Source organism: Pseudomonas sp. DCA-1, from assembly GCF_046523955.1.
Taxonomy (GTDB): Bacteria; Pseudomonadota; Gammaproteobacteria; order Pseudomonadales; family Pseudomonadaceae; genus Aquipseudomonas; species Aquipseudomonas putida_Y.
On sequence record NZ_CP169881.1, the window covers coordinates 171,185 to 197,621 of the forward strand.

Sequence of the window (26,437 nt, forward strand, 5' to 3'; positions counted from 1 at the left end):
TTCTTCCAAGCTGCCGGCCTAGCCAGACGGCTGCTGGGTGAGAAACAAAAAAGCCATCGACTCCAGTGCTGGATCTCGATGGCTTCACAGAACGAGGTGAGGCGGCCGCTGCTATGCGTCTTGTTGCTCACCTGGAGTTGCAGGCGTGCTTGCCGAGTCGGAACCAAAGGCCGAGGCGAACATGGCGCTGCGCTCTGCATCTCCTTGTTTCGGCTGCGGCGCCTGGGTACCGTGGCCCTTGAAGAGCTCAGCCGCCCAGCTTGGCACGATCTTGATGTGGCCAGAGTCCGGGAGCACAGGGCCTGGCATGTCCTTGGCCTGAATGAACGGAATTTTGGACACTTCGGCGATCCCTGTTTCACCATCCGGCAGGGAGATTGCCTTTACGTCCATACGGAATTCGCCGTTGACGATGATAGGCATGCCGCGGGCGAGTTTCTCAGACAGCGGCTGCAGATTACGGCCGTACCAACGAACAGGGATGCAGGCATCGGTGTCCTTCGACTGCCGAATCAGCACGACCAGGCGGTCGTTGATTGGAGTACCGTCTACGGGATGTTTGCGGTTGCGTTCCAGCGACTTGGCTTGAATGAAGCCTGCGATACGGATCTGGTTCGAGGCGTTCTTGTTGAGATCCATTGCCTTCCAATCGAACGAGTTGAGACGGTCTTCTGTGCCAGCGCTGGGTAGACTCTCCAGCTGTGCCACAGAATCCGGAGTACCGGAGTCCTTTGCCGCTGCGTGCACGGCTACATCCCATTTCCGCATGAAGTCGTCTCGAAAACGCCCTCCAAGGTGCATCAGGTTTGGAGCTTCGAATCGGATGCTCTTCACCCGTGCAATACGGTTATCACCCTCGATGGCGCCATCGGTGTGAACGAACGCCATGATGAGGTCCCACTCCTTGATGTCCTTGGGGATCGGCGACTTCTTGGGATCGTAGTGGATGGGAAGCATGTGGTTTTCCGCCCGGGTCTGCTGGATGTAGCAGATCCCCTTGACCGGATCATTCAACCGCAGGACGCCGGCGATGTAGCCAGAGTTGAGCATCCCGTTTGGATACGAATAGGAGTCAGGCTTCCGCTTTGCGTCCTGGGGCAGCATTGAGTACCTCGATACGTGAATGGCTTGGTTTTCTCAAGAATACGCAACACGTACCAATAATACAAGGCGAATCAAAATGCACTTGTCGCGTGCTTGGCGGTCACAGAGCTACCTGCAAGGGGGCACATCCAGCCCAAAAGTCTCTTTTTCCACCGGAACAAGAGATTTGAATCTTGTTGTTAACTGTGTAGAATCTTTTTTAAATTTATACTGGATTTCTCTGCTTTATTTGTTTAGGGAGCGTCCTGAATCGTGTTAGACGCCGCGACCAACCTGGAGCCGCACAATGCCCAAAGCTAGCGACAAGACCGCAAGTGAATCGACAGGACGGCGGTCTCAAGCGCCCGCCAAAGCACCAGCAAAACCAGCTGCAAAAGCTGCGGCGAAGCCGGTAGCTAAAAAGCCTACTGCAAAAACGCAAGCCCCTCAGGCTGCTACGCCTAAGAGGCCTCGTGCTTCTGCCAAGGCCAAAACAGCAGTACCAGAAGATAAGGGACATGCAGCAGTCGAAACTCGGAACACTATGCCGGGCTCTCGCCTCGTCAAGATGATCAAAAAGGTGATCATCGATCGTGGACTACCTGATCGTGCAATTGCCGATGTCATGGGTATCACGGTCATCTACTGGAACTCCCTGGCTAACGGGAACCGCCAGATACGATCGCTGGGTAAGGAAAAGCTGCAAATGGTGGCTGAATTCCTTGGCCTCCCCCTCATCCAGGTTTACAACCTGGCTGATTTCTTCACGCCAGAAGATTTTGTGTACAAGAAAGATCTTGATGAGCAGCTCTGGCTGTCGATCGAGAAGATGGGTAGTGATCCTACCTGGGCGGGCTATATCCCGAAGCCGGATGAATGGGCGCAAACGCCTCTCTCCGTTCGCATGACCATGGTGTTGCTGTATGAGCAGCTCTCTGGGCGCCAGCTGTTGGCTAAGGCCGAAATCGAGCTGCCTGGTGTGCAACCGCCGCCGGTGGCTTAATTTGCGGGAATAAAGAAACCCCGGTCATTGACCGGGGTTTTTTTTGGGTTAGAAGATGAACGGAGCCGATGGTGGCTGCGAGGTGGTGTCCGATGGCACAACCTTTTCAGGCTCTACCAGGGTTTTTTCAGGTTCAGCCGCAAAGAAGAGGTTCTCCTCTGTCTTGCGACCAGTTGGAAGTGGCGGAATCACAGAGACCTCAGGAACGATGGTAACTTCATTTTGTTCTGCTTGAGGATGAATAGTTGCAGATGCTGAGCTACTGAAGAAGACGTTATCGTCAGCAACAGCCGGCGCTGAATCAGAAGCCGATACATTCAAAGGATCAAACTCGGTGGCATGTTCTCCAAGGATTTTTTCAGGATCCATGCAGAAGGACAACAAGCCAGATACTTGGATGTAAGCAACCCCTTCAATGCTCGGTCCGCTCGGAACAGCAGCCAACACCGATGCACACATTTTCTCCAAGTTAGAGAATTTGCTTGAAAGAACGCTCATAGCTTCAGCTTTGTCCTGAACCCGACGGATCAAACCCAGGATTCTCGACGTCGTTTTGCCGTTGCCCTTGCGAGTCCAGGAGCGATTTACATCTTCCGCGATCTCCAAAGCGGCCTGGCCGACTAAGCCTTTAACTTCCGTTTGAAGTGCATCTTCTTCGCCAAAGTAGCTGGTGTTGCTGATACGAATCGCCGAAGTGTCAAAGGTCAACAGTCTTTCGAGCACTTGTGCCTGTGGAGCATGCTGGCGGATCAAATCTGCACGGGATTTACCACCTGGTGTTGTAACCGCGTTTGCAGGAGAGCTAGCCCACTTCTCCACCAGGTCCGGTAAAGTGTTTAGGAAGGAAGCCTTTTCAACCAGATATTTTCCTTTGATCGCATGCAGCACTTTTGCAAGCTCGTCTGCGTGTTGGGTGGGTACAAAGTATCCGCGGATACGATTGTTTACCTTTCGAGAAACCCCTACTTTAAGGATTTCTCGCTTGGCTTCCGATCGGTATTTGTTAACCCAAGCGAATGCGCCCGACGGCAGCATGCGCCCGACCTCGCGGATGAAGTCATCCCCATCTACAGTTTTCTCACCGGTGCTTCCACCAATGATGACGTCAAAAAGCACTACATCCTGAAGGATGCTGATGCCCAATTCATCGGTTTGCTTGGTAGTGCTCATGGTGGTTCTCCTGAAATTGAAAGAGCGGGTCCCTTGCGAAAGACCCAGTGACAGGAGATGCCTCACAGGCACCCATAAACGAAAAAACCCCGGCGAGCCGGGGTATGGTGAAGCGTTAGACTTTTCCGACGATCGTCGACCAGGTGCTCAGGATCGCAGCAGCCTCATCGTGCGGTGCGAAGTCCAGAACTGTCACTTGCAGAGCAAGCTTCTGGCTTTCTTCAGTCGTTTTGCCCATCTGCATGAGGAGCTTGTAGTTCATCGCCCAGTTCAGCACATTACGGGTTGTAATGGTGAAGTTGAAGGCCATCCCCCCTGCCCCAGCATCCTCGTTGAGAGCGATGAAGTTCGCCCGAACTTTGGCTGCCAGGGTTGCCATGGATTTTGCAACCAGTGGATCAGTATTCGTCTGGTCTACAATGAGGTTGGCTTCACGACCCTCCTCCATGTAGGTGCAGAACATCGAATTGAAGCGGTCCATCGTCGCGATGTTCATTTTCTTGGTACCCCTGTAGCCAGTAGCGCTACCGCCTTTGCCGCCAGCAGACCCTTGGCCGTTTGTGTTGCCAGTAGCAGCGATCAAGCATCCAGGAGCAATCGGGATCACTTCGTTGGTCTGATCAAGAAAGATCGGCTTGCCATCCAGAATACCGTTGAGACCCATCTGGATCTGTGGTGGTAACTGATCGAACTCATCCAAGAGCAGGATGGAGTTGGGGGTTTTAGCCCATTGGCACACCTTCCCATAGATCCACTTCATGCCTTCGGGGCCGCACAATTTCCAACTGCCGAAGAGGTCAGAAAGAGTGGTTTCCTCGGAACATTGAACGGTGAAAACCGACCTGCCCGTACGGGACGCAAAGGCCTCGACTAACGTGGTTTTGCCGGCGCCGGTTGGCCCGTAGATGTAGGTCGCTTTCTTGATGGATGCCTTGAAAAAGTCCTGTGGAAGTCCTGCTGAAGCTGCCCAAAGGATCAGGCGCGTAAGCAATTCATCGTCGAAGCTGTAAGGTACGATTTTTGGTGTGAAGCGTGTTTCAGCAAAGATCTTGGTCTGCATTCCATTGAAAAATGGTGCTGTTGTACCGAAAACCTCTGGTGCTAAACGGACTTCAATTGGATTGAGGGTGTCGATTCCAGCGTCGAGTTGCGGGTCGTTGATGTGTTGGAAAGCAGTCATGGTCAAATCCCCAGTAGGCAATGGATGGCCTCTTGCGAAGGCCTGGTACAAGGGGATGCCTAACACGCGAGTAGAAACATAAAAAACCGGACTCCAAGGAGTCCGGCTGGTCTTTCGTTTTGGCTCTATACGATACCCTGCTTCAACGCTGCAAAAACGGCTGTCGCGAGGTCTTTGTCGGATTGTGCCACTCCACAGGCCAAACCCAGGTCAGCGTAGCGTTTATGGTACCCATCACCGATCAGGACGAAGCGTACTTCGATGCCCATCAGCATTGCTTCATCAACGGCTGAACGCAGCACATCGCTATTCCCAGGATCCCCGTCAGTAACCACAATCAGAATTCTGCGGGCCTCCGGTCGATCGATGAGTTTCTTGAGCGCCCAGACCACAGCAAGGTGAGTTTTCGTACCATTTTTGGGCTCAGGGCTGTACCGTTGCAATGTACCGGCCCAGCTCTCTTCAAACCCATGCCATTCACGAACTACTGTGTTGTAGGTAGCAATTCCAAATGGAATGGCCGAGTTATTCAAAACTTCACCTACTGCCACCGAAACCCGGTTGCAAGCTTCCTGTGCTGAGATCCGATCGTCACTCTCATCCTTCTTTGGAATTGGTCCAAATTTATTGTCCATGGAAGAGCTTTCGTCACCCAAAAGGTAGAAACAGGTGTCAATCTCCTCCGCTTGCTTTCTTCTGGTGCAGATTAGGTCGTCTCCCACTGCGTATCGCCAAAGTTTTCGAGTGTTGAGCCTTCCTTCACTTGCAGCCCATACTTCATTTTGGGTGATTGTTTCTATGAGTTCCTCGAAAGTCGCTGAGAGTATTGCAGCTGTCTTCTGAGCGCCAGCCCGAAGAAGGCTACGATTTTCAAATGAGCCACCAGACTTTGAAAGACTCAATTCCTTCATCTCGTTTGAGGCGTCTGGCTGATAGCCTCCCAACCGATTCTGACTCACGCCAGGCAGGCTGGAACAGATGACATCTTCTAACCCTTTTGCATAGCTTCCACAATCAATCTGGCTCGCGTTCAGCACTTGGTTTATGGCGTCGGAGATGTTACCGGGAGTACTGGGTTGGCCATTACTACCTGGTTGCCCCGGAGAACCAGGTTCACCTTGCGGGTTGTGGCTACCAGATCCTTGTTGCGGGGGGCTTTTCTGTTGGTCCTTAGTCAGTTGGAGTAGATCCACAATCTCATTCGCGGCAAGGTTCGCACCCTGAGTGTCTGATGCATTGCAGCCCTTTACAGCAATCGCCTTCACTTGCTCAACCAAAGGTGCACCGAACGTTGCAATAGCCAGTGCGCGATACGCGATAGCGAAGTCCTTCAGGCAGGTTTGTTCAAGGAGCTCACTACGAAGCTCAGTGACCAACCAGGCAACGAGAATTGACTGAGGTGTTTCTTGGCCAGCGACTGGACCGTGAAAAACTCCTCTTTTCACCAGGATCTTTAAGGTGTTGTGAATGTTGGCGTTGGCACCACGAAAGCGGGGCTTTGCCAATAGCTCGCCGCGGGGATCCTCTAGAACGTTCAGCAATGTTCCGGAGATATCTGGCTTCATCACAACAGAAAAGTCCGTGTGCAGGCCGTGACAGAGAATTTCATGGTCGAGTAGACCTTGGATCAGTTCGAGATCTTCATCAGTACCCATGGCAGCGGTCAGAGGCAAGGTCAGGAGTAACCCACCAGCAGCCTTTTGATCCGGGCCAATCGAAGCAGTTTTAATGTTGGCCCAGATGACACGCACCCGTCGCCCCAGCTTGTTCGCTTCCGCGATCAGCAGATGGGTATAGAGGTAAATGTGACGCATCGAGACTTTGGACGTTGCAGGAAGTTGCGCTTGAGCGAGACCCATGGATATCCCCTTCTATTGAATGACGGCATCGGCGATGCTTTTGCCTTACGAAGGGGAATGCTTGACACGTGACTAGAAAATCAATCGTCACCCTGTGGCAGCTCGATACCATGCTTCTGCAATTGGTCACGAAGAGCGCCCTGCAGGTCCTTCATGAGAGCTTTGCCATCGAGGGCTGGGGCTGCAGGCTCAACTGGCGCCGGCGTCTGTGATTGGTGGACCAAGGTGGGTGGTAGGGGCCGGCCGTTGGCTTTGTACCGGGCAATGTAGTCCTCAACAATGTCACGTAGGAGTGCCGACGATGTAAGGCCTGGGTGGGATGACTGCGACATCTCAGCTACGATCGCTTGAAAATCTTCTTCAGTTGTACGGCTTACGCGGGTCGACAATGGCTGATCAGCGCTCTCCCGGCTTGCGAAGTTGATTTTCTCAGCCTGGCCCAGGTAGGGCTCCAGGATCGGGGCCATCAGGTCTCGTACTACCTCGTCATCCACATACTGGTAGCACTGGATTTTAACGGTGCGGCTTAAGAAGCCCACCAGGATGGGAGAGCTCTCGACCGCTTCAAGCAGGCGCAGCTCCGCAACCGCATCATTAGCGTACTTCAAAACGGTTGGCATACTGATGACATACATGCGGCCGACGTCGCGGGCTATGTCCCCGGAGAGTAGTCGCTGGTAAATCGCTACCTTGACAGCGAGCGGTGTTGATTTCGCGGCCAATTTGTCCCCCTGTCCTATTCCTGAGCCGGTATGAGGCCCGCTTTGACTGCGCCAGCCATGATTTCACCATGACTTAGCCGTAAACCGAAGAACAACGGTCGATTGGCACCAGATTGCTTTTCACCCTCTAGGCTCAGATCACCATAGCCGCGACTCTCCGCATCTTTCTCGGCGAGCACGAACCCATCATTGCAGGCTGTCAAAAGTCGCAAGCGCGATGACGCTGACTGTTTGATGGGGCTCGGCAGATACATGATGAAAAACCCACGCCCCCCCTTACGAGCTACCCGACCACGGAGCTGGTGCAACTGAGCCACACCAAAGTGCTCGGGGCTCACTGCAACTAGCAAAGTCAGACCGGGGAAGGTAACGCCTACCTCGATCACAGTGGAGGCGACCAAAAGTTTCAGTTGCCCGGCCTTCATCTTGTTTATGACGTCAGTCTTTTCGTCATCCGTCATTCCCCCATGGACCCGGCCTACGTCGTCTCCCAAGCTCCTCCTGAATCGCTCGTAGGCGGCTTCCACGGCATTGCGAGTTTCAGCCTCACCATTGACGACGGGATAGACGAACGCTGCTTGTCCGCCCTGCTTGATGATCTGCATAACGAGATCATGCAACTTCTGCCTAGCGTTGTGCGTGATGATCCTTGTTACGATCTCCCGCGGTACCGGCGTGGTCCTCAGAATTGAGATTGGCAGGCCTCCGAGCTTGACCAGTGCAACCGTTCTGGGAATCGCGGTTGCCGTTGATTCAAGGAAGTTGGTATGGGGCGCGATGAGCTTCTGCCGTTGCGCCACAGAGAATCGTTGCTGCTCGTCAGCGATGACCAGGTCGAAGACTATCCCCGCTTTTTTGGCGGCAGAAAGCACAGCAGTGGTGCCGACAACGATTCCCGCAGACAGGTCAATATTGGTCTTGCCCACCGGACCGACAACAGTGACAACGGGGATTTCGTAGAAGAGGCTGCTCAACTCGGCCGCCAGTTGCTGCGCCAAGATTTGCCCGGGCGCGATGATGGCAACCTTTGCCCCCGCGAGGTAGCTTGCCGCAGCTGGAACCATGAACGTGAATGACTTGCCCGTACTGACATCACCCGACAGGACACGCTGCATCGGATAGGGCGACCTGAGGTCTGACACGATCTCGTCGATGGCTTGAAGCTGGTCGGCAGACGGCGAGAAAGGAGCACGCCTGATTAAATCAGCAACCTGGACTCGGTCGATTCGGAGGAGGGCTCCTTTCACTGCTGGTCGGTTGCGATGAGCCTCAACGCGATTAACAAGCGCCTGTATGCATACGGCCTTGGCAATCCTCACCGCCTCGTCTCCCTCACGCACTGACAAAGGCGTGTGCAGGTTACGCAGCAAGTCAGCAGGGTCGACAAGGCCTGTCAGCTTCCGGAAGTCATCTTCGTGCATCAGGGCCTGTTCTAGGAGCAGGCAGGCTGCCTCGTTGATGTGTGCCATCGCTGCGGTGATGGCCTCACCAAGAACTTCAGCACTCACCTGATTCTGCTTTCCCTGATAGACGGGCATCACCCGTCCAATCATCGCAGGGGGTATGACCATTGGGTTGGACATGGAGGGACGGCCCTCATAGGTGACCACCTCGCCGTAGGTGTGCACCGTCGCGCCAAAGTCGTACGCCATCCAGGGTTCGATCGAAGGCTTACCAATCAAGCTGATGTGCAGACGCTGACCTCGCCCGTCGACCACTTTGACGAATCCGCGGAACGCCCCTTTGGCCTCTTGCAAGGGCGCACCGGTGCGATCGTAGATCGATCGCTCGATTAGGGTGAGCGCCATGTACGAGGCTTCGCCAGTGTCAGGCAAGGGAAGCACCACAATGGGGTCGTGAAAATCCCTGTATTCCTTCGGTACCGTCAGAAGGCACTCGGGCAGCGATGTGAACCCCAGGCGTGTGAGGCGGCCTATGTCATGCATAATCTGATTTCGCGGTTGATGATCGAATATGAATAGTCACGCGTAACTATAACTCAAGAGAATCAAATAGCACTCGCTTGGTTCCGGTGCCGGCACAAAAAAGCCCTAGACGAATGATGTCGTCTAGGGCTGGGTGGAACATTAGTGGCTGACCCGAGAGTCGCCGGTTTGGCCTGTGATCAAGCGAACCGAATCACCAGGGGCGAAGGTTTCAGCTGGATCTTTTGCCTGGGTGACCGCCTGCAAGCTACCGTCACTGGTCATTTTAACGGTGATCTCGACCCCATCAGCATCGTGGGCTTTTTTGTCGACCGCAGCACCAATGGCGGCGCCAACTGCACCTGCGACGACCATCACGGCCAGTTGTCCCAGACCACCACCGCCATTGCTGCCGGCGATAGCGCCCAAGGCACCACCAGCCATGCCGCCGATTGGCGAGGGCTTCCCATTGATTTTGACATCACGAACAGAGTCGACGACACCGAGTTCAACCTTCATCTTCTGCATGGCAGTTGCTTGGGAGTAATCCCGGTTCGTCATGTTCGAGGCGCAACCAGACATTGCAGCAGTAGTGACGATCAGCAGAGATGCGATAATTTTATTCATAATTTTTATCCTTAAGTCAGTTGTTCGCTTTAATAGTGCGAATTAGAAAGAGCACAGGACGGCGACGGCCGAGACGGTGTGATCCAATCCTGAATGGGTCTTGGGTTAGCTTTACACTCACGGGATGTGCCACACGGGTTTGTAAACGGCGGCGAAAAAAACTGATTGGCAGTTATAGGTCCGTGTAAATCATCTCTTAAGCCCCATTCTCTTTTCCTTCACAAGGCCGTGTATTAATCGGTTGCCCGGACACACCCAGCCAAAAAAAAGCCCCGCTAATTTGCGGGGCTCTAGAGGGTTTCCGTTTTAGTTGTATGTGTTGTCGCTGGCTTTTTGTGAGATGTCATCCTGAATGTTTTTGACCTCAGGAAGAACGGTTGCATTCATGACATCATCTACGAACTCGGAGAGGTCGAGTGCTGAGAAGTCAATTTGCTGGAACTCCTCCACTGTAAATCCGCCACAACTAGGGCTTTCGGGTGTTCCCCAGCCCTTCCCTATCTGTGGCTTGCCCTGTTCGTTGATGATTTTTGCAAGCACAGAGTTGTAGCAGCAGTACGCCTCAGTGGTTTCGAGGCATGCACCAAAGACTTTTTTAGAGCAGTAGCTACCGACCAGGTGACACAGGTTTGCGCCACGATGCATCCCAAGTTGCTGCTCCTCTGGCTCGCAGGACTTGAGCTCCATTACTACTTGAATTGCGACAGCAATCGCAAAGCTGTACGGGTCGAAGTAAAAGCCGCCGCCAAGGCCATAAACAGGGCCACCAAGCATACCTGTGGCAGGGATGGTTCCACCGACGGCATAGCTCAAGCCGTAGACACTGAAGCTAAGTGTTGGCGCAGATGGCGCCGCCGCCCCCAAAGCAGAAGCACCTTGTTTTACCCACTCGACGTTGTTGTACGCAAAGTCATACATGTATTTCGAGCCATAGCTAGCTAGGCCTCCTCCGACAGTAGAGACTGCCTGGCCCATAATGGAGAAGTTGGTTTCAGCTCCGCTACTTTTACCGCAGCAGTTTTTAATACCACCGTACCCTTTTCGGCAGGATTCATCTTCACCGCCAAACAGTTCGCCGTCCGAACCATACACACCGGCTTCACGAGCTGCCTCTTTAGCTGCAACAGCTTTGGCGAAATCGCTATCAGATGGATAGCTGGTGTCCCAGCAGACACCCTCGTAGCAGGAGACTTTCGTGCTGCAATCCTCGGTGGTGGTCGTCTCACCCTTTTTGGTAATACAACTATAGGTGATCTGGGACATAACGCAGCCGATCGGATCGGTACTCTCGATGCACGTCTGGTCGATTTTCTTACAGCCCTTGTCCTCGTATTGCTGGCAGTCGTTCTTTTTGTCAGGGTTGATGCAGGAATAGTCGTCCTTGTATTTCCAGCATGCCTTATAGACCGGCAACCCGTTGATGACCCGGGTTTCCGATCCCTCAACGCACGTGTGCGACGCGATATAGCACAGCGGGTTTGTAGCGAGTGGGTCGCACTGGCTGGTGTCGAGCTCGTCGCGGATAATCGTATGGGTGTCGTCCAACTGTATGGTGTCGGACGGCTTTGGTGTGGCCGGATTGTCGCAACGATAAGTTCGCTGCTCGACCAGGCACGTGCCGTTCCAAGCGGTGGAAATGCAGGATGTTGAGGTTTGATAACAGCCAGCGACCTTCGAAATGGCGGCACAATAATCAACAGAGTCAGGCTTCACGCATTCGTATGTAGATCTATATCGCCAACAAGCCTTGTAGATTAAGTTGCCCGCAATATTTCGGGTTTCGGCGCCCTCTACGCATGTTTCCCCTGTTTTACGGCAGTCAGCCGCATGGGAGAAGGTTGCAAAAAAAACTAACACCATTAGCGGAATCAGTTTCTTCCAAACGTTTCTAATACTCATCCGTTATAACCCCTACTGAGCGCGAGCATTCAGCGCGCTACATTGATCAGTCCATGTTTCGGTGCAGGGGCCGTTGCACAGCATCCGAGCGTACATTGTGATGTAAGTTTCGCCTCCGCCACCTACAGCTGTGATCGTTTCAAGCTTGTTGACACCAGCCACCAGGTAAGGAATCAGATTGATGTTTGGTTTCGCCCCCCAGCTTTTACCAAGCTCCCGGTTGCGCTGTACTCCATCACCGATGTTAACTTTGCCGTTGCTGAAAAGGGACAGCTCAGTACCGCCATAAGGACCACTGAACAAATAAGTACCGTTGATTTTGATCAGGATGTAGTCGTCGTAGTACACGGATGCGAGCGTAAACTCGGTGAGCATTGTCGGGTCTTTGACTTCGAACTCAAGCGAACGCGGATAAATACCATCGCGCCAGTAGTTGTCACCGATGGAGCCGAACTGAAGCGCATAGGTACCGTTAGAGTTGGCCAGCTTCCAGGAAGTGTACATGTCGGATTGTGTGGTTCCTGGCACAATACCTCCGTTGTCGCATCCTACAATAGGCGGCTCGCAGGCCATGGTGAGGTAACGGTCACACGTGACGTTCTCGATAGCGTTGTGTGTCACATTGCACTGAAAATTTGCCTTTGTGTCGACATCAACGACTTGACCCATTGAGCAATATTTTGCTTCGCTCAAGTTGTACTCGTTGCATACCTCCGTCGAGTAGATGTCCGGGGTGGTTGTGGTTTTGGTACCGCAGTTTTCAGTGATATCGCCTGGCTTGGCATTGTTGATGATTTCACCGATCCCGCTGATGATCGGGTCGTTCTCGTCGACATCAACTTTGACTCGTTCGTAGGGATTCTTTGCCAAGAAGTTGACAGCATCGCATTCTTGGTTCGCGATCTGGTCGGGGCCGTCTGGCTCTGTCTTGCACGTGTTTATCCGTGCGGTACCGACGTTGAATAGTGATGTGCTGCCGAACTGTGAAGACTGCGATGGCGTGTCTGTGTAGAAAGGCATCGCCTTCGCATTGGATGAGCTCACGTTGGAGGAAAGTTTACTGAGGTTTGCCTTGCCGAGCTCTGTCCCCTCAGAGTGTGGATCAGCCACAACTGTGGTTGACAGCACGAGAGCCGCGGCCAAGGTCAGCAGGCCATTGATTCTGGATTTCATTTGGACTGGACCTTGTTGACCTTGGTCGCCGATTGCGGTTCTTGAGTGAACAAACTCGGGTCTGCCGGTGGAGCTCCGTCCTCACAGACGTTCATCCCCCAGCCAACTTCAAGTGGTCCGGACCCCCCATTGACTTTCGGTACCATCTGCTGGGTGAACTGAATGGCTACGCGAGCACAGCCTGGCTGCTTCAACTGCTCTACGACTTTGGCTTCCACCATGATCGGTTCACGGGAATGGGTTTGAGCCATCCAGACGTCAGCCTGGTCACCGGTTAGCTCAGCGGATGCATGTCCGGATTTCACAGCTTCGATCAGAATTTCTTTTGAGGTGTCGGCGTGCGCTGCGAATGGGGCGGCGGCGAGGACGATGAAGGAGGTGCACAGGGACAACAGCTTGGCTCTGAAATGCATTTCGGCTTCCCGGATACTGACAGTATTTTACACGTAAATGTAAGGCACTTTGGTATCGAAATCAATCTGGCAGATTGGAGGCCGGCTGAACGCCACTAGCCATCGGGAACGTATCCGCAAGTGATCTGGCGCCGGTTACGCTCAAAGAAGCCCTCAGTTCAGATGATCTGCGGGCTTCTGATTCATAAGCATACGTTTGGTCGGGTTACATGCGCTGATACGCGGGGTAGTTCAGTGGTGAGGGTTTATAGCGAACGTTGTTCATACGATGAGCACTGATCAACCCAAGTTTCCTCGCATTCTGGAGGGCACTGTTGGTGCGCTGTGATATAAACCATCCCATAGCCTGGGCCTTTACCATTGAGAACTTTAATATTTATAACGTTCGAGCCTTCTCGCAAATATGGAATCAAGTCGATATGCTCGCTTGTTTTGAGATTATTGCCAGTCTCTGCTTTGTAGTGGTCGGCGGGATTGTCACTCCACCGAGCATGAGGAGGGCTGTAATTGGTGTCTTGAACCAGCTTAGTGGCATTCGCGTTCCAGCCTCCAAATGCACGGCCGTGTACACCAATAAAGATGCCATTGACTGCAATGCCTACATAGTTGTCGGAATGTATGGCGTTGATGAAGAACTCATCGACACGGTCAAGCCCTGCGATGGAAAAGTTAAAGTCTGCTTCTGTCACTTCATTGATGGCCGTGACGTTATTGACGATCGTCAGGGCAGAGCCGACCAGAGTAAACTGATAGGCGCCATTACTGATCGTTGCGGAGTTTACGGCGATGCCTGATCCTGTGCAGCCTGCGATTGGGGGTTGGCAGGACAGCACAAGGTACTTGTCGCACGATACCGTTTCTAGTGCGTTCTGGGTGACATTGCATTGGAAGTTGGCCTTTGTGTCAACGTCCACAACCTGGCCCATTGAACAGATTTTTTGATCGCTGAGGTTGTACTCGTTGCACACTTCTGTTGAGTAAATGTCTGGCGTAGTAGTCGTCTTCGTGCCGCAGCTCTCAGTGATCTCATCGGGTTTTGCATTATTGATGATTTCGCCAATGCCACTGATTATCGGATCATTTTCGTCGACATCAACTTTAACGCGTTCATATGGGTTCTTTGCTAGGAAGTTTACTGCATCACACTCTTGATTCGCGATCGCATCAGGGCCGTCAGCTTCAGTTTTACAACTATTGATGCGGCTTGTACCAACAGTGAAAAGTGAGCTGCTGCCAAATTGAGAGGATTGCGATGGTGTGTCAGTGTAAAAAGGCATCGATTTAGCGTTAGCTGAAGTCACATTAGAGGAGAGTTTACCTAAAGTTGATTTTCCAAGTTCGGTACCTTCCGAGTGCGGGTCGGCTAAAGCACCAACGGCTACGGCCAATAACCCCGCCAGAGTTAGCACCCGTTGTTTTCCTTTTTTCATCCCATTCACCTTGCTATCGGATGCTGGATGGTGAGGACTTCCTTTCCAGCATGACTGCGACAATGCGGACCCAACAGGCCATCTCGTACCAATCCGCTACCCCTGCCCACGGCCCGGTTGAGATTGCTTGGCCTCTTCATGTACCGCACTTGATTCAATGTCAGATCGGCCTGAGCATTGTCGAAATTTAGAAACGCCGATCGCATGACACATGGTTGCGTACATCGTCTGCGCATGACACATAAGCATAATACTGTCAGTATTGAAAGCGCTTTTCATGGGATTTCATTAGCGCGAGGGATGATGGATGGTTATGGAGCGATACAGTGCTCTGGAGAATTTTTTGCTGGCAAGCCCTGGGGGTTACCTGGTGCCAATGCTTGTGATGGCATTTGTCGTGCGAATGCTGCCACCTCGATCCCTTGCAGCGTCTCTGCTCAGGGCGGTTGGTGTTTTCAGCCATGAACTCTTCCATTTCGCGGTGGGCTACCTCACAAGGGCTAGGCCCATTGGAATGACCCTGATACCTCGGCGAGAAGGAAATCAAATTATCCTTGGGTCCGTGGAGTTCGAGCGCCTGACATGGGCGAATGCTTGGGCTACCGCTCTTGCACCCTTGTTAGCTCTGCCAGTCCTCTATGCGCTCGCCTCATGGCGCACCACGAATCAGGTAGGGGGACTGGCTTTTGAGGACCTGGCCTGGTGGATTCTCGCAGGTCCCATTGTCTTGCACTGCTGGCCATCGAGGGCAGACTGGCGGATAGCCCTCATCTCGTGGCCGATAGTGGGGCTAGGTCTGCTATCTACAGCTCTGTACGTATGGACTCACGACTTGTCGTTTCTGTTGGCCTGGAGCAGCGTGGCGTCGTAGTCAGGACGCTTCATGTGTTTGTGTGTCGATAGCCAGTTGGTTGCGAAGCTGGTTGCGTCATTCTGTTCTTTGGCGGTCAGTCCGAAGGACGACATTCCCGCTGAGTTCATGCCCGGTTTTCCCTTGTTCAGACCGACGTAGATCATCCACCAGGATGCGGCCATCTTCACGTTTTGATTCATCCCCTGGCCATTTTTGTACATCGCAGAGAGGATGGCGGGTGCATTCGGTTCGCTTGCTTGCGCTGCCTTCGTCAGCCAGTTGTATGCCTCTTGGTACCCCCCGCGTTCGTAGAGCATCCGCCCAAGTAGGTAGTAGGCTGTCACGTTGCCACGGTTGGCGCCCTCATTTGCCCATGTCCAGGCTTTGTCATGGTCGCCTTTGTTGAGGTAGTAGAGCGACAGGCGGACAGCTGCAAGATCGACAGACGCGTCCTTTACTGACGACTCAAACATCTCCATCGCCTTGGTCTCGTCCTTCGGTACACCGCGGCCAAGCAAAGTAAGTACTGCCAGGTTGTACCGAGCAAGGGGGTAGTCAGAGCTGGCGGCAGAGAAATATGCTGCAGCGGCGGCGCTGTCTTTTTTGACCCCTTCACCGTGATCCAGCAGATAGCCCACTACGTTCTGTGCTCGGCTATTCCCGCCTTGGGCGAGCTCGAAGAGCTTCGGCAGTGCAGCTTTGTCCCCAGCTTTGTAGGCTGCCCAAGTCCGAAGTACTTCGCCACCCTCCCGGGCGGTTGAAAGGAGGCCCTTCATAGCAGTGGAGATGTCTGGGAGGTCGGCGCCCCCTGCTGCTGCTTCGTTGCTGAAGTATGCAGCTGCTGACGTGTCTTGGGCGCTGCTTGCAGCACAGGTGAGGCTCACGAACGCTAGAGGGAGCGCCAACAGGATCGGCAGTCGATTCAGTGAATGCATTAGCGGATACACCTTGTTTATTGGTACGCGTAATGTATTCTCTAGCGCATGAAAAAACTATCCCTCCCTTTTCTCCTGATAGGTGCATTGGCCTGGCTTCCTACGACCTCCCACGCGGACTGCTTCGCCGAGGCGGCTGCGCGATATAGGGTCAGCGAGAAGCTACTCCGCGCCATTCAGGTCACCGAGAACCGACCGGGCAAAGCAGACGTAGTGAGCCAAAAAAATAGCGATGGGACCTGGGATATCGGATTGATGCAGATCAATTCCTCTTGGCTTCCAAAGCTATCGAAATACGGTATTGGTGAGAAGGAGCTGTTAGATCGCTGTGTTAGCGCGAATGTCGGCGCCTGGATCCTAGCAAGTAACATCGCTTCACACGGCCATGTTTGGAAAGCGGTTGGCGCATACAACAGCCCTAATGAGAAAAGTCAGCGGATTTACATTCAGAAAGTCATGAATAACTACGGTGGTTTGTAAATGAAACAGCTATTCAGCAGTTTTTTTGCTGTTCTTCTATTTGGCTGGATTTTGTACACGGTATCCCCGGAGGAACCGTGTGAACGCGTCGAGCGTGGCGCTTTACCGGTCCGAGTTGTTTTTGATGCAGTTCGTTGGGCAGGTACGAACTACCTTAGTACAGATTCGCGTATTGACTTGTTGATTTGGAGCATTGCGGCTGATAAATCCGTGCAAAGTTTCATTTCGCGCTTGTTCTATGGCCCAGAACTCAACTGCACTACCGGCCAGGCTAAATAGGAGCTGACTGTGGCAAAGGAACCAGATCTTTTTATTTACAACTCCCCGGCAGATAAACCGGCGGCAACCTATTTGAACGACTTGTTCAGGATGGCCGCCGAGAATAAAGTCCCGGACATTCACTTCCAGTGGGTTCAAGGTCACGTGCATATTCAGCTACGGCAAGACGGTCAGCTGAGGCATTTTGAAACCGTAGAGCCTGCTATGGGAAAAATGATCGATACGAAAATTCGATCGCGGGCCACCATGGACCTCTCGCAGCATCAAATCCCCCTCGATGGTCGTATCGGATTGCGATACCCGGGACTGGAGTTGGAGGTCCGTGTGAGCTTGGTTCCAAGTCACAATGGGCAAAAAATCGTATGCCGGTTGCTCGACCAAGAAAACGCGTCGATGAGCCTTGACCGAATTCGAATGCCGCCTCTGGTCGAGCACGCATTCCGCGAGATGATCAACGAACCTCAAGGGCTGATCCTTGTCACCGGCCCAACCGGCTCAGGTAAAACCACGACACTGTACGCAGCACTCAATGCCATCAACGACGGTACGCTCAACATCTGTACTATCGAGCATCCGGTTGAGTATGTAGTTAAGGGCTTTGTCCAAATCAACGTAACGCCCCAGCTCAGTTTCGCATTGGGTCTACGGGCCCTGTTGCGTCAGGATCCGGACGTTATTCTGATTGGTGAGATTCGTGACCAGGAAACCGCACAGATTGCCATTCAGGCTGCAAACACCGGCCACTTGGTCTTTGCCACATTGCACTCCAATAGTGCAGCACAAGCTGTACCTCGCATCGTTGATCTTGGGGTCGATGCCCAAACACTTGCGTCTGTACTCATTGGTGTGATTGCTCAGCGACTTGTGCAGACTCTTCGGACTGATATAGATCACGAATGGCTACCTATTAATGACGTAGAGCGCATGTGGTTGAAAAAGAATGGGCTGCCGCCTGTCACAGGCAATATTCCATTTGCGCCTTCGAAAGATTCGTTTTCAGGTAAATGCCCCATCATTGAGCTTATTAGATCAGACAGATCAGTGCGTGCAGCCATTATCGGTGGCGGTGGAGAGATGGCTGTGTTGAACGCTGCTGCACGGCAGAGCCAATTCGACACATTAGGCCAATCCGCTGTACGGATGGTAACTGATGGCTTGACAACCTTGGGACGGGTACGGACCTTAATTAAAGATGATTCTGTGAAGCCAGCGGTTAGGCGCATCGGTGATGTTCTAATCGCTCAGGGCCTCATTACCTTTACGCAGGCAAATCAGGCAGCTGAACTTCAGCTGCGGTGTACGATTGAAGGCAAGGTCAAAAAGTTCGGGCAAGCCCTCATTGATCTGGCGCTTGTGTCACAAGATGACGTGGTGAACGCTCTTGGTTACACCGAGGGGGCGGTGGAATTTTTGAATGAGTTGGCCGCGGCCCGGAAAATCAACTTCAGGGCACTGAAGGATACTGTCGAGCTGTGGCGCACTGAGCGAAATCAAGAGTCAATCTTCGACATGCTCATCGAGCAGAACCTCATCAGCAAGGAAAGTTTATATGAAGAAGTTTATTGCGCGGATGGCTATGGCAGCCCTGCTGGCAACTCCAGTCCTCTCCTTAGCACAGGAGTCGCTGCCGTCGCTGCCGTATAGAGAGGTTGCGGCCCAGGCTCAAGACAGTCACAAGGTCATCGTGTTCTTTTCCTTTGCGTGTCCAGTCTGTGCATCATACGATCAGACCTTGGCTCGGTGGGCCAAAACGATGCCGCCTGGCTGGTCCGCGGAGTTCCTTCCCGTAGCGGTCCCCGACAAAGCTAATTACATTGCTGCTCGTGCATTCTTCGCTGTCCTGGATGCAGATCCAGCCCGACTCGACGCATTCATGTCGGCGGCCTATACGTTGATCCAGCAGAATGGCATGCCGATGGAGAGCCCTGATACATGGACGAAAGCTGTAGCGATCGCGAACGTTCAGGGATTCAACGATGCCTGGCACAACGTCACTCAGCAGCGGCTGGAGAAGGCTTTTGCCAAGCTCCTCACATATGGAGTTGATGCCACACCTTCCATGGTCATCAGCGGAAGGTACGTGATCACACCTGACGATGTTTCCGGCGATAGTGCGCTCTACATGAACCTGGCCAACGGCATGATTTCCAAGGTGATGCAGGAGCAATAGCCCAGCCCACGGTTGGTTCTGCCCAGAATGCTTGTCAAAACAGGAGCCCCCGTACCACGGGGGTTTTGCATTCCAGCGGCTAGCCCGGTGGTTGGGATCCTATCGCCAGGGATGAGCTGTCTAGTCTGTAGACAGGCAGAGTTATAAGAAAAAGCCCGACATAGTCGGGCTTTCCTTTTTCAGCTGTAGTTAGCTTTTGCCCCCTCTCGTCGTCGGTGGTTTGGAGTCGTCGTCACCCTTGTCTTCCGGGGTAACCACGGTGTTTTCCAGGGTCATCACTCGCGTAACGGGTGCCGGCTTCCCTCCTCCAGTGAAAGGCGACTCGTAAGCATCCGCAGCCCCCATCATGCCTTCTCCGTATGGGCTACCTGGGCCATTATCTGAGCCCGACAGTTGCGGCTCACCTGCTGAGAGCCCGGCGCTAGCCTGCGATGGGGCACCAGCGGTCATCAAACCAGCACCCGATGCCGTCATCATTTCGCCCGATTGTAGGTCAGCGTGGGAATCGGCCATGGCGGGTTGCGAACCCAGATGGAGTTGACCGGTGTGAGCGGAGGTGGCCGGGTTACCAATTGGCTCCATCAGGTTCTTACTAGTACCCGCGCTCATGAGCCCCTCACCTGGGGCCGCTCTAAGCTCCCCTACTTGACCTGTGATTGCCTCGGCGCCGGTCAGCGCTGCGGCCGCCACGGGCTGACTGCTCTGTGCACGGGGCGCGTCCTGTCGAAGTAAGGCTGGTGCTGGGGCAGGCGCTTCAGGGTTTGCGTTCATCGGTGTGACCAGCGGCTGGCCTTGGGCTGCAGCTTGCATATTTTCGCCCGGGGCGGCCATCAAGTTGCCTGCATGTCCTCCCAGGGGGGCAAGAGCGTCGGCGGGCGCCGGCATTGGTGTTACAAGCGGCTGATCACTCTGTGGTTGAGCGCCTGCTGTGGCGCCATCATTCTGGAGCACCGAGCGAACACTAGAGCCGGGCTCAAAGCGCTCAGGCTTGCCGTTGGCGGCCACATCAGCATTGTAATTGTCCGCCATGTGATCGGAAGCGATCATCATCCCTGGGACGACCGAAACGTTGCCAGCGAGCTTGGTGGCGGCTGCGGCCTCGCGACCGGCAGCCTTCGCGGTCGCCGAAGCGGCTTTCGCAGTTTCAGCAGCTTCTGCCACATGTTCGGCGTTCACGACCCGCGAAGCCTGGCCTTGGCCACGAAGCAGCGCAGGGACTTCGTGCCCAGCTGCATTGACCACGCGTGCAGCCTGAGCAACTTCGGTACCGGCTTCAGCTGCTTTCAAGGCAGTTTCAGCGCTGCGTGCTGCCAGAACCGCTCTTGTTGCTTGAGTCCCTTTGATAGCTGCTCCGCCCCATCCTGCGCCTGGCACAAACATAGTCGCTGCCGTAACGGCCATCGCAGTTTTTGGGTTTTCTTGCTCCCATTGCTGCTCGGCCTGGCCTACGCCGACCATGGTGTTCGTAATTGGCTTGGTCGACAGCGTGTCGCGGATCTGCTCAGGGGAAAGGGTGGTGTCCGCATTTTCGAGTGCTGTTTTACCCGCCCGCATCTGCTCTTGAGCTTTGGCATGGCTGCTTGGCATTTGCGACGATACATAGGTCTCGCGGTCCTCGTAGGAACGGTATGGATCCATTCCCGATGCGACTTCCCTGAGCTCTTGTGCCTGTGGAGCACCAGTAGGGCCGACCTGATTCGGGTTGACGCCGGGAACATTGGTCGACGGGTTGCCGATATTAGCGCGAGAAACCTGACCGGCTGGGTTGTCACTGACCTGGGCTGCTCGCCCCCCTACGCCTTGGAATTTGGCCGCATTACCTTCGCTCGGTCCACCCACAACGTTTCCAGTCATAGCCGAAATGACGTTCGCAAACTCTGTGTCCGCCCCAATCGACTTGAGAGCCCACAGCTGGGCGGACTCACGAGCGCCAACCATGCCAGTGGATTGCTGAGCATAGCGGGTTTCAAGCTCGGGGAATTTCTTGTTGAATTCACTGCGCTGCGAATCGCTGAGACCGGCGATCGCCTGATTAAGAGCTTGCATCCCCTGTTGCGATCGGGTGAGATTCCCGCCGGTGGTCTCCTCACTGATCTTCGCGTTTGCGGAAACGCCGGCCTCCGCTGATGTAGCTTGCTGGAAACGATTGAAAGACGATTGAGTGTCTGCGGTGGTTGCACTTAGACGTCGACCCAGGGCGTTTTCAGTTGCGGCTTCTCTGCCAGTGCTATGAGAGAACGTATCAGCAACTGAGGCCTTCCACCCGGACATGTCACTTTCGTTTTTGGAGATCTCCGTACCAAACTGGGATGCAATGGTTGAGGCTTGAGACTTGGTCATATCCTTCCCAGTGGCGTTCTGGATGCCAGCAGAAACACCGCCGAAGATGCCGCTGAAACCAACCTTCGCGTCGAACGCCTCTTTGAACGAGTTCATCTCCTTCCCAGTGAACCCCAATGCCTGACCAATGCTATCCCCCAGCTTCATCGCCTGCTGAGAAATATTGCTGTGCTGGCGATCGAGCGATTGCATGCGCTGATCTGTCCAGCTGTCACCGGATTTGTAGGAGGACATTTGGCGGAGTGAAGCCTCAACGGCTGAGGAGCTTTCGCTGCGCTTAGAATGATCGGCACCGAATGCACTCTGGGTGGATGTACTAAGAGTATTTTTTAGATCAGCCGAATTCCAGTTTGCCCCATTACGTGAAAGACCATTTTGAACGCTACCAGCATTTTCGGACTGATATTGATTCCGACTTGAAACATCAACATGAGCCCCGTTCTTTACAATATCAGGAGACTGAAGTTTTTCGTCATTATGGTCGCGCCCAGACCACCGGCTGGCAAGGCTCACCATGCCGTAAGCCGTCAGTCCAAGCATTGCTGCTGAAATGAGTGGTGTGGCGGCCAACATGTCTGATGCGATACCGAGCCTGGTCGCCAGAACATCATAAAAGACAGCCTTCATATTGCTCGGCACTAGGCCCTTTTCACTAAATTCCGCCAGTTTCTCCGCCACATCATTTTGGATGTACATTTGAATGACAGCAGAGAATGGCAGCCAGGATGTAGTCCAGATTCCGAAGCCGAGAAACTTCACATACATCATAAGAGAGCCAGCCCCTTTAAAGAGGCTGTAAATGATCACTATCGGGGCGAATCCGAAGAAAAGAATCTGTAGGAAAACCATTGTCGGCGTCATAATTTTGGCGAAGAAACTGCCAGATGCCGCAGCGTCCGAACGGAATTGTTCGTCTTGCTGAGTCAACGATGTCATACAAAGGTTGAAGCTGTTCTGATCGGAAACGCTATCAAGGCAGTTATAAGTTCCTACAACAGAGTTGTAAAAAAGCGCGTTGACCATGAAGTCATCAGCACTTTGAGCTGCAGACCAAAGCGATGGCACTAAGTTGGTAATTGCGGCGCTTACATCATCGGGTGTGTAAGCGCTGCCAGTAGGGCTTTTAACCTTCATGCCCGCATTGACCATTTGCTTCGCGGCAGCTGAAGATGGAAACGCATCAACTTTGAGTGCTATCTTGGTTTGAGCTTCTTGGCAAGAAAGTGCTGAGCCTGAAATATTTACATTATCCCAATAGGTGGTGAGGCCAGTACCACGGGAGTGACCTAATACATAAGAGACAATGTTTGTGGATTTTTGGAAGTCCGCAATGCTGAATGTAGTAGAGCCAGGAACGCAATCGATAATATATTGTTTAAGACTCGCTACAAGGTACGGGTCAACATTCTCCACACCCTTACGAAGGGTTAGAAGTAGCTTCAGCGGAGTAACAAAGCCATTCTGGGTGACGGCCATATAACTGCCAGAAGTGCTTTGGTAGGCCGTGTTGATTTTTTCAAACAGACCATACATTGTCGTTGTGAACAAGCTAGCCGGCGCGGCGATTACAAGCGGAACGTTATCTACCTTGTTCACTGTCCCTGTGTAGATATCCTCGATTTTGACATCCGCCTTGATCGTGCAACAAGCAACCATCATGGCGAAGCCAAACAGACCACCCACAGGTCCATTTGCAGGGATAAACTGTTCCGAAGCCCCCTTCTGGATTACGAACATAATCCCTGAGATCAACGCAATGAACCCCCCTACGAGGTAGACGCCCGTCATGAAGCCCTTGGCGTTGAAGATCATTGCTACGCTGTTAAGGGTATTGTAAAAAGTCGAAACATCACCAAGTACAAAAACAGTGAAGTCCATAATATATTCCTAGAGGCCCGGCTTAACAAAGATTGCTGGGTTGCTGGTTAAAATCATTTTGATCCACTGCTCGGTAGCAACAACCCTTGGTTGGAAATTTGCGTCCTCGGCCCTGATTGCTGCGAGTTCTTGAACTAGCTTGTTGATGTTCTGATCAACAAAGTCAGGTTTGATGCCTTTAACGCCGTTGAAAGTCTGGTTCGCTGCGTACAGAGCAGCTTCACCATATTTCAGGGCAAGCTCGTTGGCGATGATAGGTGCCATTTGCTCGGCAACCCCCTGAATAGCCCCTGGGAACTGCTGTACTTTTCTAATTAGTGCCAGCGCTGGTGTTTTAATCGAGTTAATGAACTGTTTCTGTGCTGCGGTGAAGTCGCATGAATTACCAGTGCAGTTTGTAAGCTTTCCTACGATCGATGTACTAGCTGTGCCAGCAGTCGCACCTTGTGCGTATCCAAAAAGCATTTTGTTGGTGTAACCCAACGTGCCATCAAAGCTCAGCGTCTTGTTAGGGTTGATATTAGTGCACTTATTTCGATCGTATCCGTTGTTGCAATGCAGGATTTTAAGTGGTGTGCTGTTCGAGCTTGAGCCGTTTTTGAAATTCATCAATGTTAAAGTTGGACTATAAATTTGACCAACTTTAGGCTTTTCAGAACCGTCAGAGTTCTTCGAGGAACTGTCTGGCGCAGTCATCACTACTGCTCCAATCATACTCATAACAACTTCGTTAGCGAGGTTGCTGTCAGCTTCGCCAGTGTCGGGGTTGCCCAGGTATTGGCCGGATGAGGTATCTGTCAGCGCTTTCCAGACAGGGTTGCCGCACTCCTCACAGCTTCCGTCATTTGTTCCTTTGTCAGAACTGCTGTTGGGTGAGCTGAACAAATCCGACAAACCAGCGAACAGATCAGAGAAAGAGCCAGTTGCTGCTGATGCTGCTGTCGATGCCTGATCTACCATTTCCTTTCGAGCTGATGGGTCTGTGAACGATTTGACGATGGAGTTCGCCACAGCGCACGTGTTCTTCATCATTTGGTTCAGGGCTTGTAGTTTGTTCTGGAAGTCCTGCATCAGCTTGCCCAGAGCCGGGTTGATAGCGTCAATGGCGGCTTTGAACGCAACGCCAACTGCGTTCGCTGCGATCTGGCGGAACAATGCAACCAGGGCATCTGCGTTGATGAACGAGAAGGACCCCGCGAACATATCAATCCCGCCGCAACCGGCCGAGAATCGAGGCGGGTCGAAAGCGACCAGATTGATGTTTCGCACCGGGCTCCGAAGAGCTGCGCCACCGCCGACCATGCCGCCGCGGCTTTGGCTTGTGAAGGCTCCACCGCTGGTGCTGTTCGACATGAACATGCCGTCAAGAGCATCAGCGAGTCCAGCTGATGCTGGTACTGAAACCATGGTAAGTGTTGCCACCAGTAATAACGATACCAGTTGCTTTAATTTATTCCGCATTATTTCTGCCCCCCTCGTAGCGGCCTTCCAGTTTGTCCTTCAGGTATTTAACCCACTGCTTTGGATCATCACTTGCACCCTTTTGAGTATCTTCGTTGGTCAAGACGCCACGATCATAGGTGTTGATTTTCTGTGCGATATCTTTTGGCAGTAGATTGTTGCTGTCAGCTGCAATAATGATCCGTTCAGCAAGCTGGTCCTGGGCCATCATCCCTTGCGAGACGATGTAGTAGTTGTTCGGTGGAACAACGAGAACCGTAGTTGGCGTGATGCGCAGGTTTAGGATGCTGGCTTGCCCGGTGTTATTTTCGAATTCCGTTACATTCGGTAGCGGCTTGCCATCCATGGAAATGAATTTCGTGACAAATCCATACTCCTTGGCCAGTTTCTGAACGGTATTAACTTGAGGCCGGCAGAATTCACACTTCGAATCGAAGAAAACCCACAAGCCGCCGACGGTCGCGACATGTTTTAACGCTTCGGTCACACCGGCCTGGGCATTCCTCAGGAAGAACGGTTTGGTGTAAGTCGCGATAGGGACTCGATTGTTCTCGTCCAGGAATGGATCGGCGGCCACAACCCGGGTTGTCATCTCTGCATAGCGCTGGGACTTGTCCATGGCCACGCGCTGTGCGTAGAGATAGGCCTCAACGTTTTCCTTGCTAGGATCGTCGATCGCGGCGTCCAACAGCTTCGGCATGTTTTCGCGCAACCACGACACAGAAAACGGCTGGACTGTCGGCTCTTTGGATGCAGGTTTTCCGGTAGGCGCTTTGGGCTCTTGACGGATCAATGGCGGAGGGGGCGGATTCTCTTTTGGATCTTTGTAGAAAAACCACCCCTCTGCTTTGCGCTCGATGAACCTCGGGGATCCGCTTTCGGTATCCGCATAGGCAACATTGGACAAGACGGCGATCGTCAATACTGAAACCATTTTCAATAATTCACCACGCGTACGCATACGCATGATGTGTTTCAATGGAGCTTTCATCAGATGATGGGCCCTACCTTGCCAATGATCAGCTTCGAATCAAGGAAGCCCCAGTAGCGACCATCATAGCTCCGTGGCTCAGTCCCAATGACCAGAATCTTGCCGGCCGGTACTGTCATGACACGATCGAAATCGCCGGATTTCTTGCCCAGCTTTTCGATGAGGTCCAGCTCTCCGATCAGTCGATCGCCGATGTAGGCGACATTGTTCTTCACGACCAGCTTGTCACCCGGGAGGCCTGCGACCATCTTTCCAACGGTCTTCCCTTCGAAGTGCTCGCCCATGAGGCCGCCTTTCGGCACGAACGCGACGAAATCACCCCGTTTGAGGTCAGCAGGCTGGCCATAAGTGATCATGTACAGGCGCCAGGGCAGGCAACGGACTGACGCAAGATCAACACCGATCCGGTAGTCCTGGCGAAACGTCGTAACAGCCGCAATTGCAACGATGAACGAAGCGGCGATACCTATGATCGAGTTTCGAAGAAATCGAAGCCGTGCTTTGTCTATCCGAAGGGTTTTGAGCGGGGACACCAGTCGAGACGCCAGTGCTTTAGAGTTCATGCG

The 26,437-nt window shown here is 53.1% G+C and carries 21 protein-coding genes; 5 read left to right on the forward strand and 16 right to left on the reverse strand.

Features of this window, described 5'->3' with window-relative positions:
• Positions 1-111 precede the first annotated feature (111 nt).
• Entirely contained in the window at positions 112-1,104 is a 993-nt protein-coding gene (locus ACE4QZ_RS00830; protein ID WP_004574787.1) for a hypothetical protein, read from the reverse strand.
• 286 nt (positions 1,105-1,390) lie between these two features.
• On the opposite strand from ACE4QZ_RS00830, the gene ACE4QZ_RS00835 reads away from it, so the two are divergent.
• Positions 1,391-2,086, forward strand: a complete 696-nt coding sequence (locus tag ACE4QZ_RS00835) for an XRE family transcriptional regulator (RefSeq protein WP_224459423.1) — start codon at positions 1,391-1,393, stop codon at positions 2,084-2,086.
• A 48-nt stretch (positions 2,087-2,134) separates the two neighbouring features.
• Here the strand turns inward: ACE4QZ_RS00835 and ACE4QZ_RS00840 are convergent, their stop codons facing one another.
• The 11 genes from ACE4QZ_RS00840 to ACE4QZ_RS00890 all read right to left on the reverse strand — a co-directional run bounded on the left by ACE4QZ_RS00840 (position 2,135) and on the right by ACE4QZ_RS00890 (position 16,272).
• On the reverse strand, positions 2,135-3,256 hold the full coding sequence (locus ACE4QZ_RS00840; RefSeq protein WP_023383811.1) for a DUF3150 domain-containing protein: 1,122 nt from the start codon (positions 3,254-3,256) through the stop codon (positions 2,135-2,137).
• A 115-nt stretch (positions 3,257-3,371) separates the two neighbouring features.
• Entirely contained in the window at positions 3,372-4,436 is a 1,065-nt protein-coding gene (locus tag ACE4QZ_RS00845) for an AAA family ATPase (protein ID WP_023383810.1), read from the reverse strand.
• A 125-nt stretch (positions 4,437-4,561) separates the two neighbouring features.
• Complete coding sequence (locus ACE4QZ_RS00850; RefSeq protein WP_373939478.1) at positions 4,562-6,295, reverse strand: hypothetical protein; 1,734 nt, start codon at positions 6,293-6,295, stop codon at positions 4,562-4,564.
• A gap of 80 nt (positions 6,296-6,375) precedes the next feature.
• Positions 6,376-7,017 (reverse strand): hypothetical protein, encoded by a 642-nt coding sequence (locus ACE4QZ_RS00855; RefSeq protein ID WP_064492179.1) that lies wholly within the window; start codon positions 7,015-7,017, stop codon positions 6,376-6,378.
• Positions 7,018-7,031: 14 nt separating this feature from the next.
• The gene (locus ACE4QZ_RS00860; RefSeq protein WP_224459422.1) at positions 7,032-8,825 is read right to left on the reverse strand and encodes a helicase-related protein; all 1,794 of its coding nucleotides are present in this window, start codon (positions 8,823-8,825) and stop codon (positions 7,032-7,034) included.
• A gap of 279 nt (positions 8,826-9,104) precedes the next feature.
• A complete protein-coding gene (locus ACE4QZ_RS00865; protein WP_041925804.1) occupies positions 9,105-9,569 on the reverse strand; it encodes a membrane protein in 465 nt (154 codons plus the stop codon).
• 306 nt (positions 9,570-9,875) lie between these two features.
• Positions 9,876-11,468, reverse strand: a complete 1,593-nt coding sequence (locus ACE4QZ_RS00870) for a conjugal transfer protein TraN (protein ID WP_410480289.1) — start codon at positions 11,466-11,468, stop codon at positions 9,876-9,878.
• 12 nt (positions 11,469-11,480) lie between these two features.
• Complete coding sequence (locus tag ACE4QZ_RS00875) at positions 11,481-12,641, reverse strand: hypothetical protein (RefSeq protein ID WP_041925803.1); 1,161 nt, start codon at positions 12,639-12,641, stop codon at positions 11,481-11,483.
• The gene (locus tag ACE4QZ_RS00880) at positions 12,638-13,054 is read right to left on the reverse strand and encodes a hypothetical protein (protein ID WP_023383803.1); all 417 of its coding nucleotides are present in this window, start codon (positions 13,052-13,054) and stop codon (positions 12,638-12,640) included. The genes ACE4QZ_RS00875 and ACE4QZ_RS00880 overlap by 4 nt, the downstream gene beginning before the upstream one ends.
• Before the next feature lie 245 nt (positions 13,055-13,299).
• A complete protein-coding gene (locus ACE4QZ_RS00885; RefSeq protein WP_175442732.1) occupies positions 13,300-14,484 on the reverse strand; it encodes a hypothetical protein in 1,185 nt (394 codons plus the stop codon).
• 825 nt (positions 14,485-15,309) lie between these two features.
• The gene (locus ACE4QZ_RS00890; protein WP_135001444.1) at positions 15,310-16,272 is read right to left on the reverse strand and encodes a tetratricopeptide repeat protein; all 963 of its coding nucleotides are present in this window, start codon (positions 16,270-16,272) and stop codon (positions 15,310-15,312) included.
• A gap of 48 nt (positions 16,273-16,320) precedes the next feature.
• Here ACE4QZ_RS00890 and ACE4QZ_RS00895 point away from each other — a divergent pair, with 48 nt between their 5' ends.
• From ACE4QZ_RS00895 to ACE4QZ_RS00910, 4 genes are read left to right on the forward strand one after another with little or no spacing between them, the layout of a single operon-like run.
• Complete coding sequence (locus ACE4QZ_RS00895; protein ID WP_023383800.1) at positions 16,321-16,752, forward strand: lytic transglycosylase domain-containing protein; 432 nt, start codon at positions 16,321-16,323, stop codon at positions 16,750-16,752.
• Positions 16,753-17,031 (forward strand): hypothetical protein, encoded by a 279-nt coding sequence (locus ACE4QZ_RS00900; RefSeq protein WP_023383799.1) that lies wholly within the window; start codon positions 16,753-16,755, stop codon positions 17,029-17,031.
• 9 nt (positions 17,032-17,040) lie between these two features.
• The gene (locus ACE4QZ_RS00905; protein WP_225786289.1) at positions 17,041-18,675 is read left to right on the forward strand and encodes a GspE/PulE family protein; all 1,635 of its coding nucleotides are present in this window, start codon (positions 17,041-17,043) and stop codon (positions 18,673-18,675) included.
• Positions 18,581-19,201, forward strand: a complete 621-nt coding sequence (locus tag ACE4QZ_RS00910) for a thiol:disulfide interchange protein DsbA/DsbL (protein WP_225786288.1) — start codon at positions 18,581-18,583, stop codon at positions 19,199-19,201. The genes ACE4QZ_RS00905 and ACE4QZ_RS00910 overlap by 95 nt, the downstream gene beginning before the upstream one ends.
• Before the next feature lie 189 nt (positions 19,202-19,390).
• On the opposite strand, the gene ACE4QZ_RS00915 is transcribed toward ACE4QZ_RS00910, so the two are convergent.
• Genes ACE4QZ_RS00915 through ACE4QZ_RS00930 form a run of 4 tightly spaced genes read right to left on the reverse strand, consistent with a single transcriptional unit; the run spans position 19,391 to position 26,434 of the window.
• Complete coding sequence (locus ACE4QZ_RS00915; protein WP_225786287.1) at positions 19,391-23,419, reverse strand: conjugal transfer protein TraG N-terminal domain-containing protein; 4,029 nt, start codon at positions 23,417-23,419, stop codon at positions 19,391-19,393.
• A gap of 9 nt (positions 23,420-23,428) precedes the next feature.
• On the reverse strand, positions 23,429-24,880 hold the full coding sequence (locus ACE4QZ_RS00920) for a conjugal transfer protein TraH (protein ID WP_135001441.1): 1,452 nt from the start codon (positions 24,878-24,880) through the stop codon (positions 23,429-23,431).
• A complete protein-coding gene (gene traF, locus ACE4QZ_RS00925) occupies positions 24,870-25,871 on the reverse strand; it encodes a conjugal transfer protein TraF (RefSeq protein WP_410480290.1) in 1,002 nt (333 codons plus the stop codon). Before traF ends, ACE4QZ_RS00920 begins: the two co-directional genes overlap by 11 nt.
• Positions 25,871-26,434, reverse strand: a complete 564-nt coding sequence (locus ACE4QZ_RS00930) for a S26 family signal peptidase (protein WP_135001439.1) — start codon at positions 26,432-26,434, stop codon at positions 25,871-25,873. The genes traF and ACE4QZ_RS00930 overlap by 1 nt, the downstream gene beginning before the upstream one ends.
• Between the last annotated feature and the right edge of the window lie 3 nt (positions 26,435-26,437).

Coding starts and splice junctions, on each gene's coding strand:
- traF (WP_410480290.1), bottom strand. CDS start 25,871: ATGAAAGCTCCATTGAAACACATCATGCGTATGCGTACGCGTGGTGAA.
- ACE4QZ_RS00875 (WP_041925803.1), bottom strand. CDS start 12,641: ATGAAATCCAGAATCAATGGCCTGCTGACCTTGGCCGCGGCTCTCGTG.
- ACE4QZ_RS00880 (WP_023383803.1), bottom strand. CDS start 13,054: ATGCATTTCAGAGCCAAGCTGTTGTCCCTGTGCACCTCCTTCATCGTC.
- ACE4QZ_RS00870 (WP_410480289.1), bottom strand. CDS start 11,468: ATGAGTATTAGAAACGTTTGGAAGAAACTGATTCCGCTAATGGTGTTA.
- ACE4QZ_RS00865 (WP_041925804.1), bottom strand. CDS start 9,569: ATGAATAAAATTATCGCATCTCTGCTGATCGTCACTACTGCTGCAATG.
- ACE4QZ_RS00900 (WP_023383799.1), top strand. CDS start 16,753: ATGAAACAGCTATTCAGCAGTTTTTTTGCTGTTCTTCTATTTGGCTGG.
- ACE4QZ_RS00850 (WP_373939478.1), bottom strand. CDS start 6,295: ATGGGTCTCGCTCAAGCGCAACTTCCTGCAACGTCCAAAGTCTCGATG.
- ACE4QZ_RS00910 (WP_225786288.1), top strand. CDS start 18,581: ATGAAGAAGTTTATTGCGCGGATGGCTATGGCAGCCCTGCTGGCAACT.
- ACE4QZ_RS00845 (WP_023383810.1), bottom strand. CDS start 4,436: ATGACTGCTTTCCAACACATCAACGACCCGCAACTCGACGCTGGAATC.
- ACE4QZ_RS00830 (WP_004574787.1), bottom strand. CDS start 1,104: ATGCTGCCCCAGGACGCAAAGCGGAAGCCTGACTCCTATTCGTATCCA.
- ACE4QZ_RS00930 (WP_135001439.1), bottom strand. CDS start 26,434: ATGAACTCTAAAGCACTGGCGTCTCGACTGGTGTCCCCGCTCAAAACC.
- ACE4QZ_RS00895 (WP_023383800.1), top strand. CDS start 16,321: ATGAAAAAACTATCCCTCCCTTTTCTCCTGATAGGTGCATTGGCCTGG.
- ACE4QZ_RS00890 (WP_135001444.1), bottom strand. CDS start 16,272: ATGCATTCACTGAATCGACTGCCGATCCTGTTGGCGCTCCCTCTAGCG.
- ACE4QZ_RS00915 (WP_225786287.1), bottom strand. CDS start 23,419: ATGGACTTCACTGTTTTTGTACTTGGTGATGTTTCGACTTTTTACAAT.
- ACE4QZ_RS00860 (WP_224459422.1), bottom strand. CDS start 8,825: ATGGCGCTCACCCTAATCGAGCGATCGATCTACGATCGCACCGGTGCG.
- ACE4QZ_RS00920 (WP_135001441.1), bottom strand. CDS start 24,880: ATGCGGAATAAATTAAAGCAACTGGTATCGTTATTACTGGTGGCAACA.
- ACE4QZ_RS00840 (WP_023383811.1), bottom strand. CDS start 3,256: ATGAGCACTACCAAGCAAACCGATGAATTGGGCATCAGCATCCTTCAG.
- ACE4QZ_RS00885 (WP_175442732.1), bottom strand. CDS start 14,484: ATGAAAAAAGGAAAACAACGGGTGCTAACTCTGGCGGGGTTATTGGCC.
- ACE4QZ_RS00835 (WP_224459423.1), top strand. CDS start 1,391: ATGCCCAAAGCTAGCGACAAGACCGCAAGTGAATCGACAGGACGGCGG.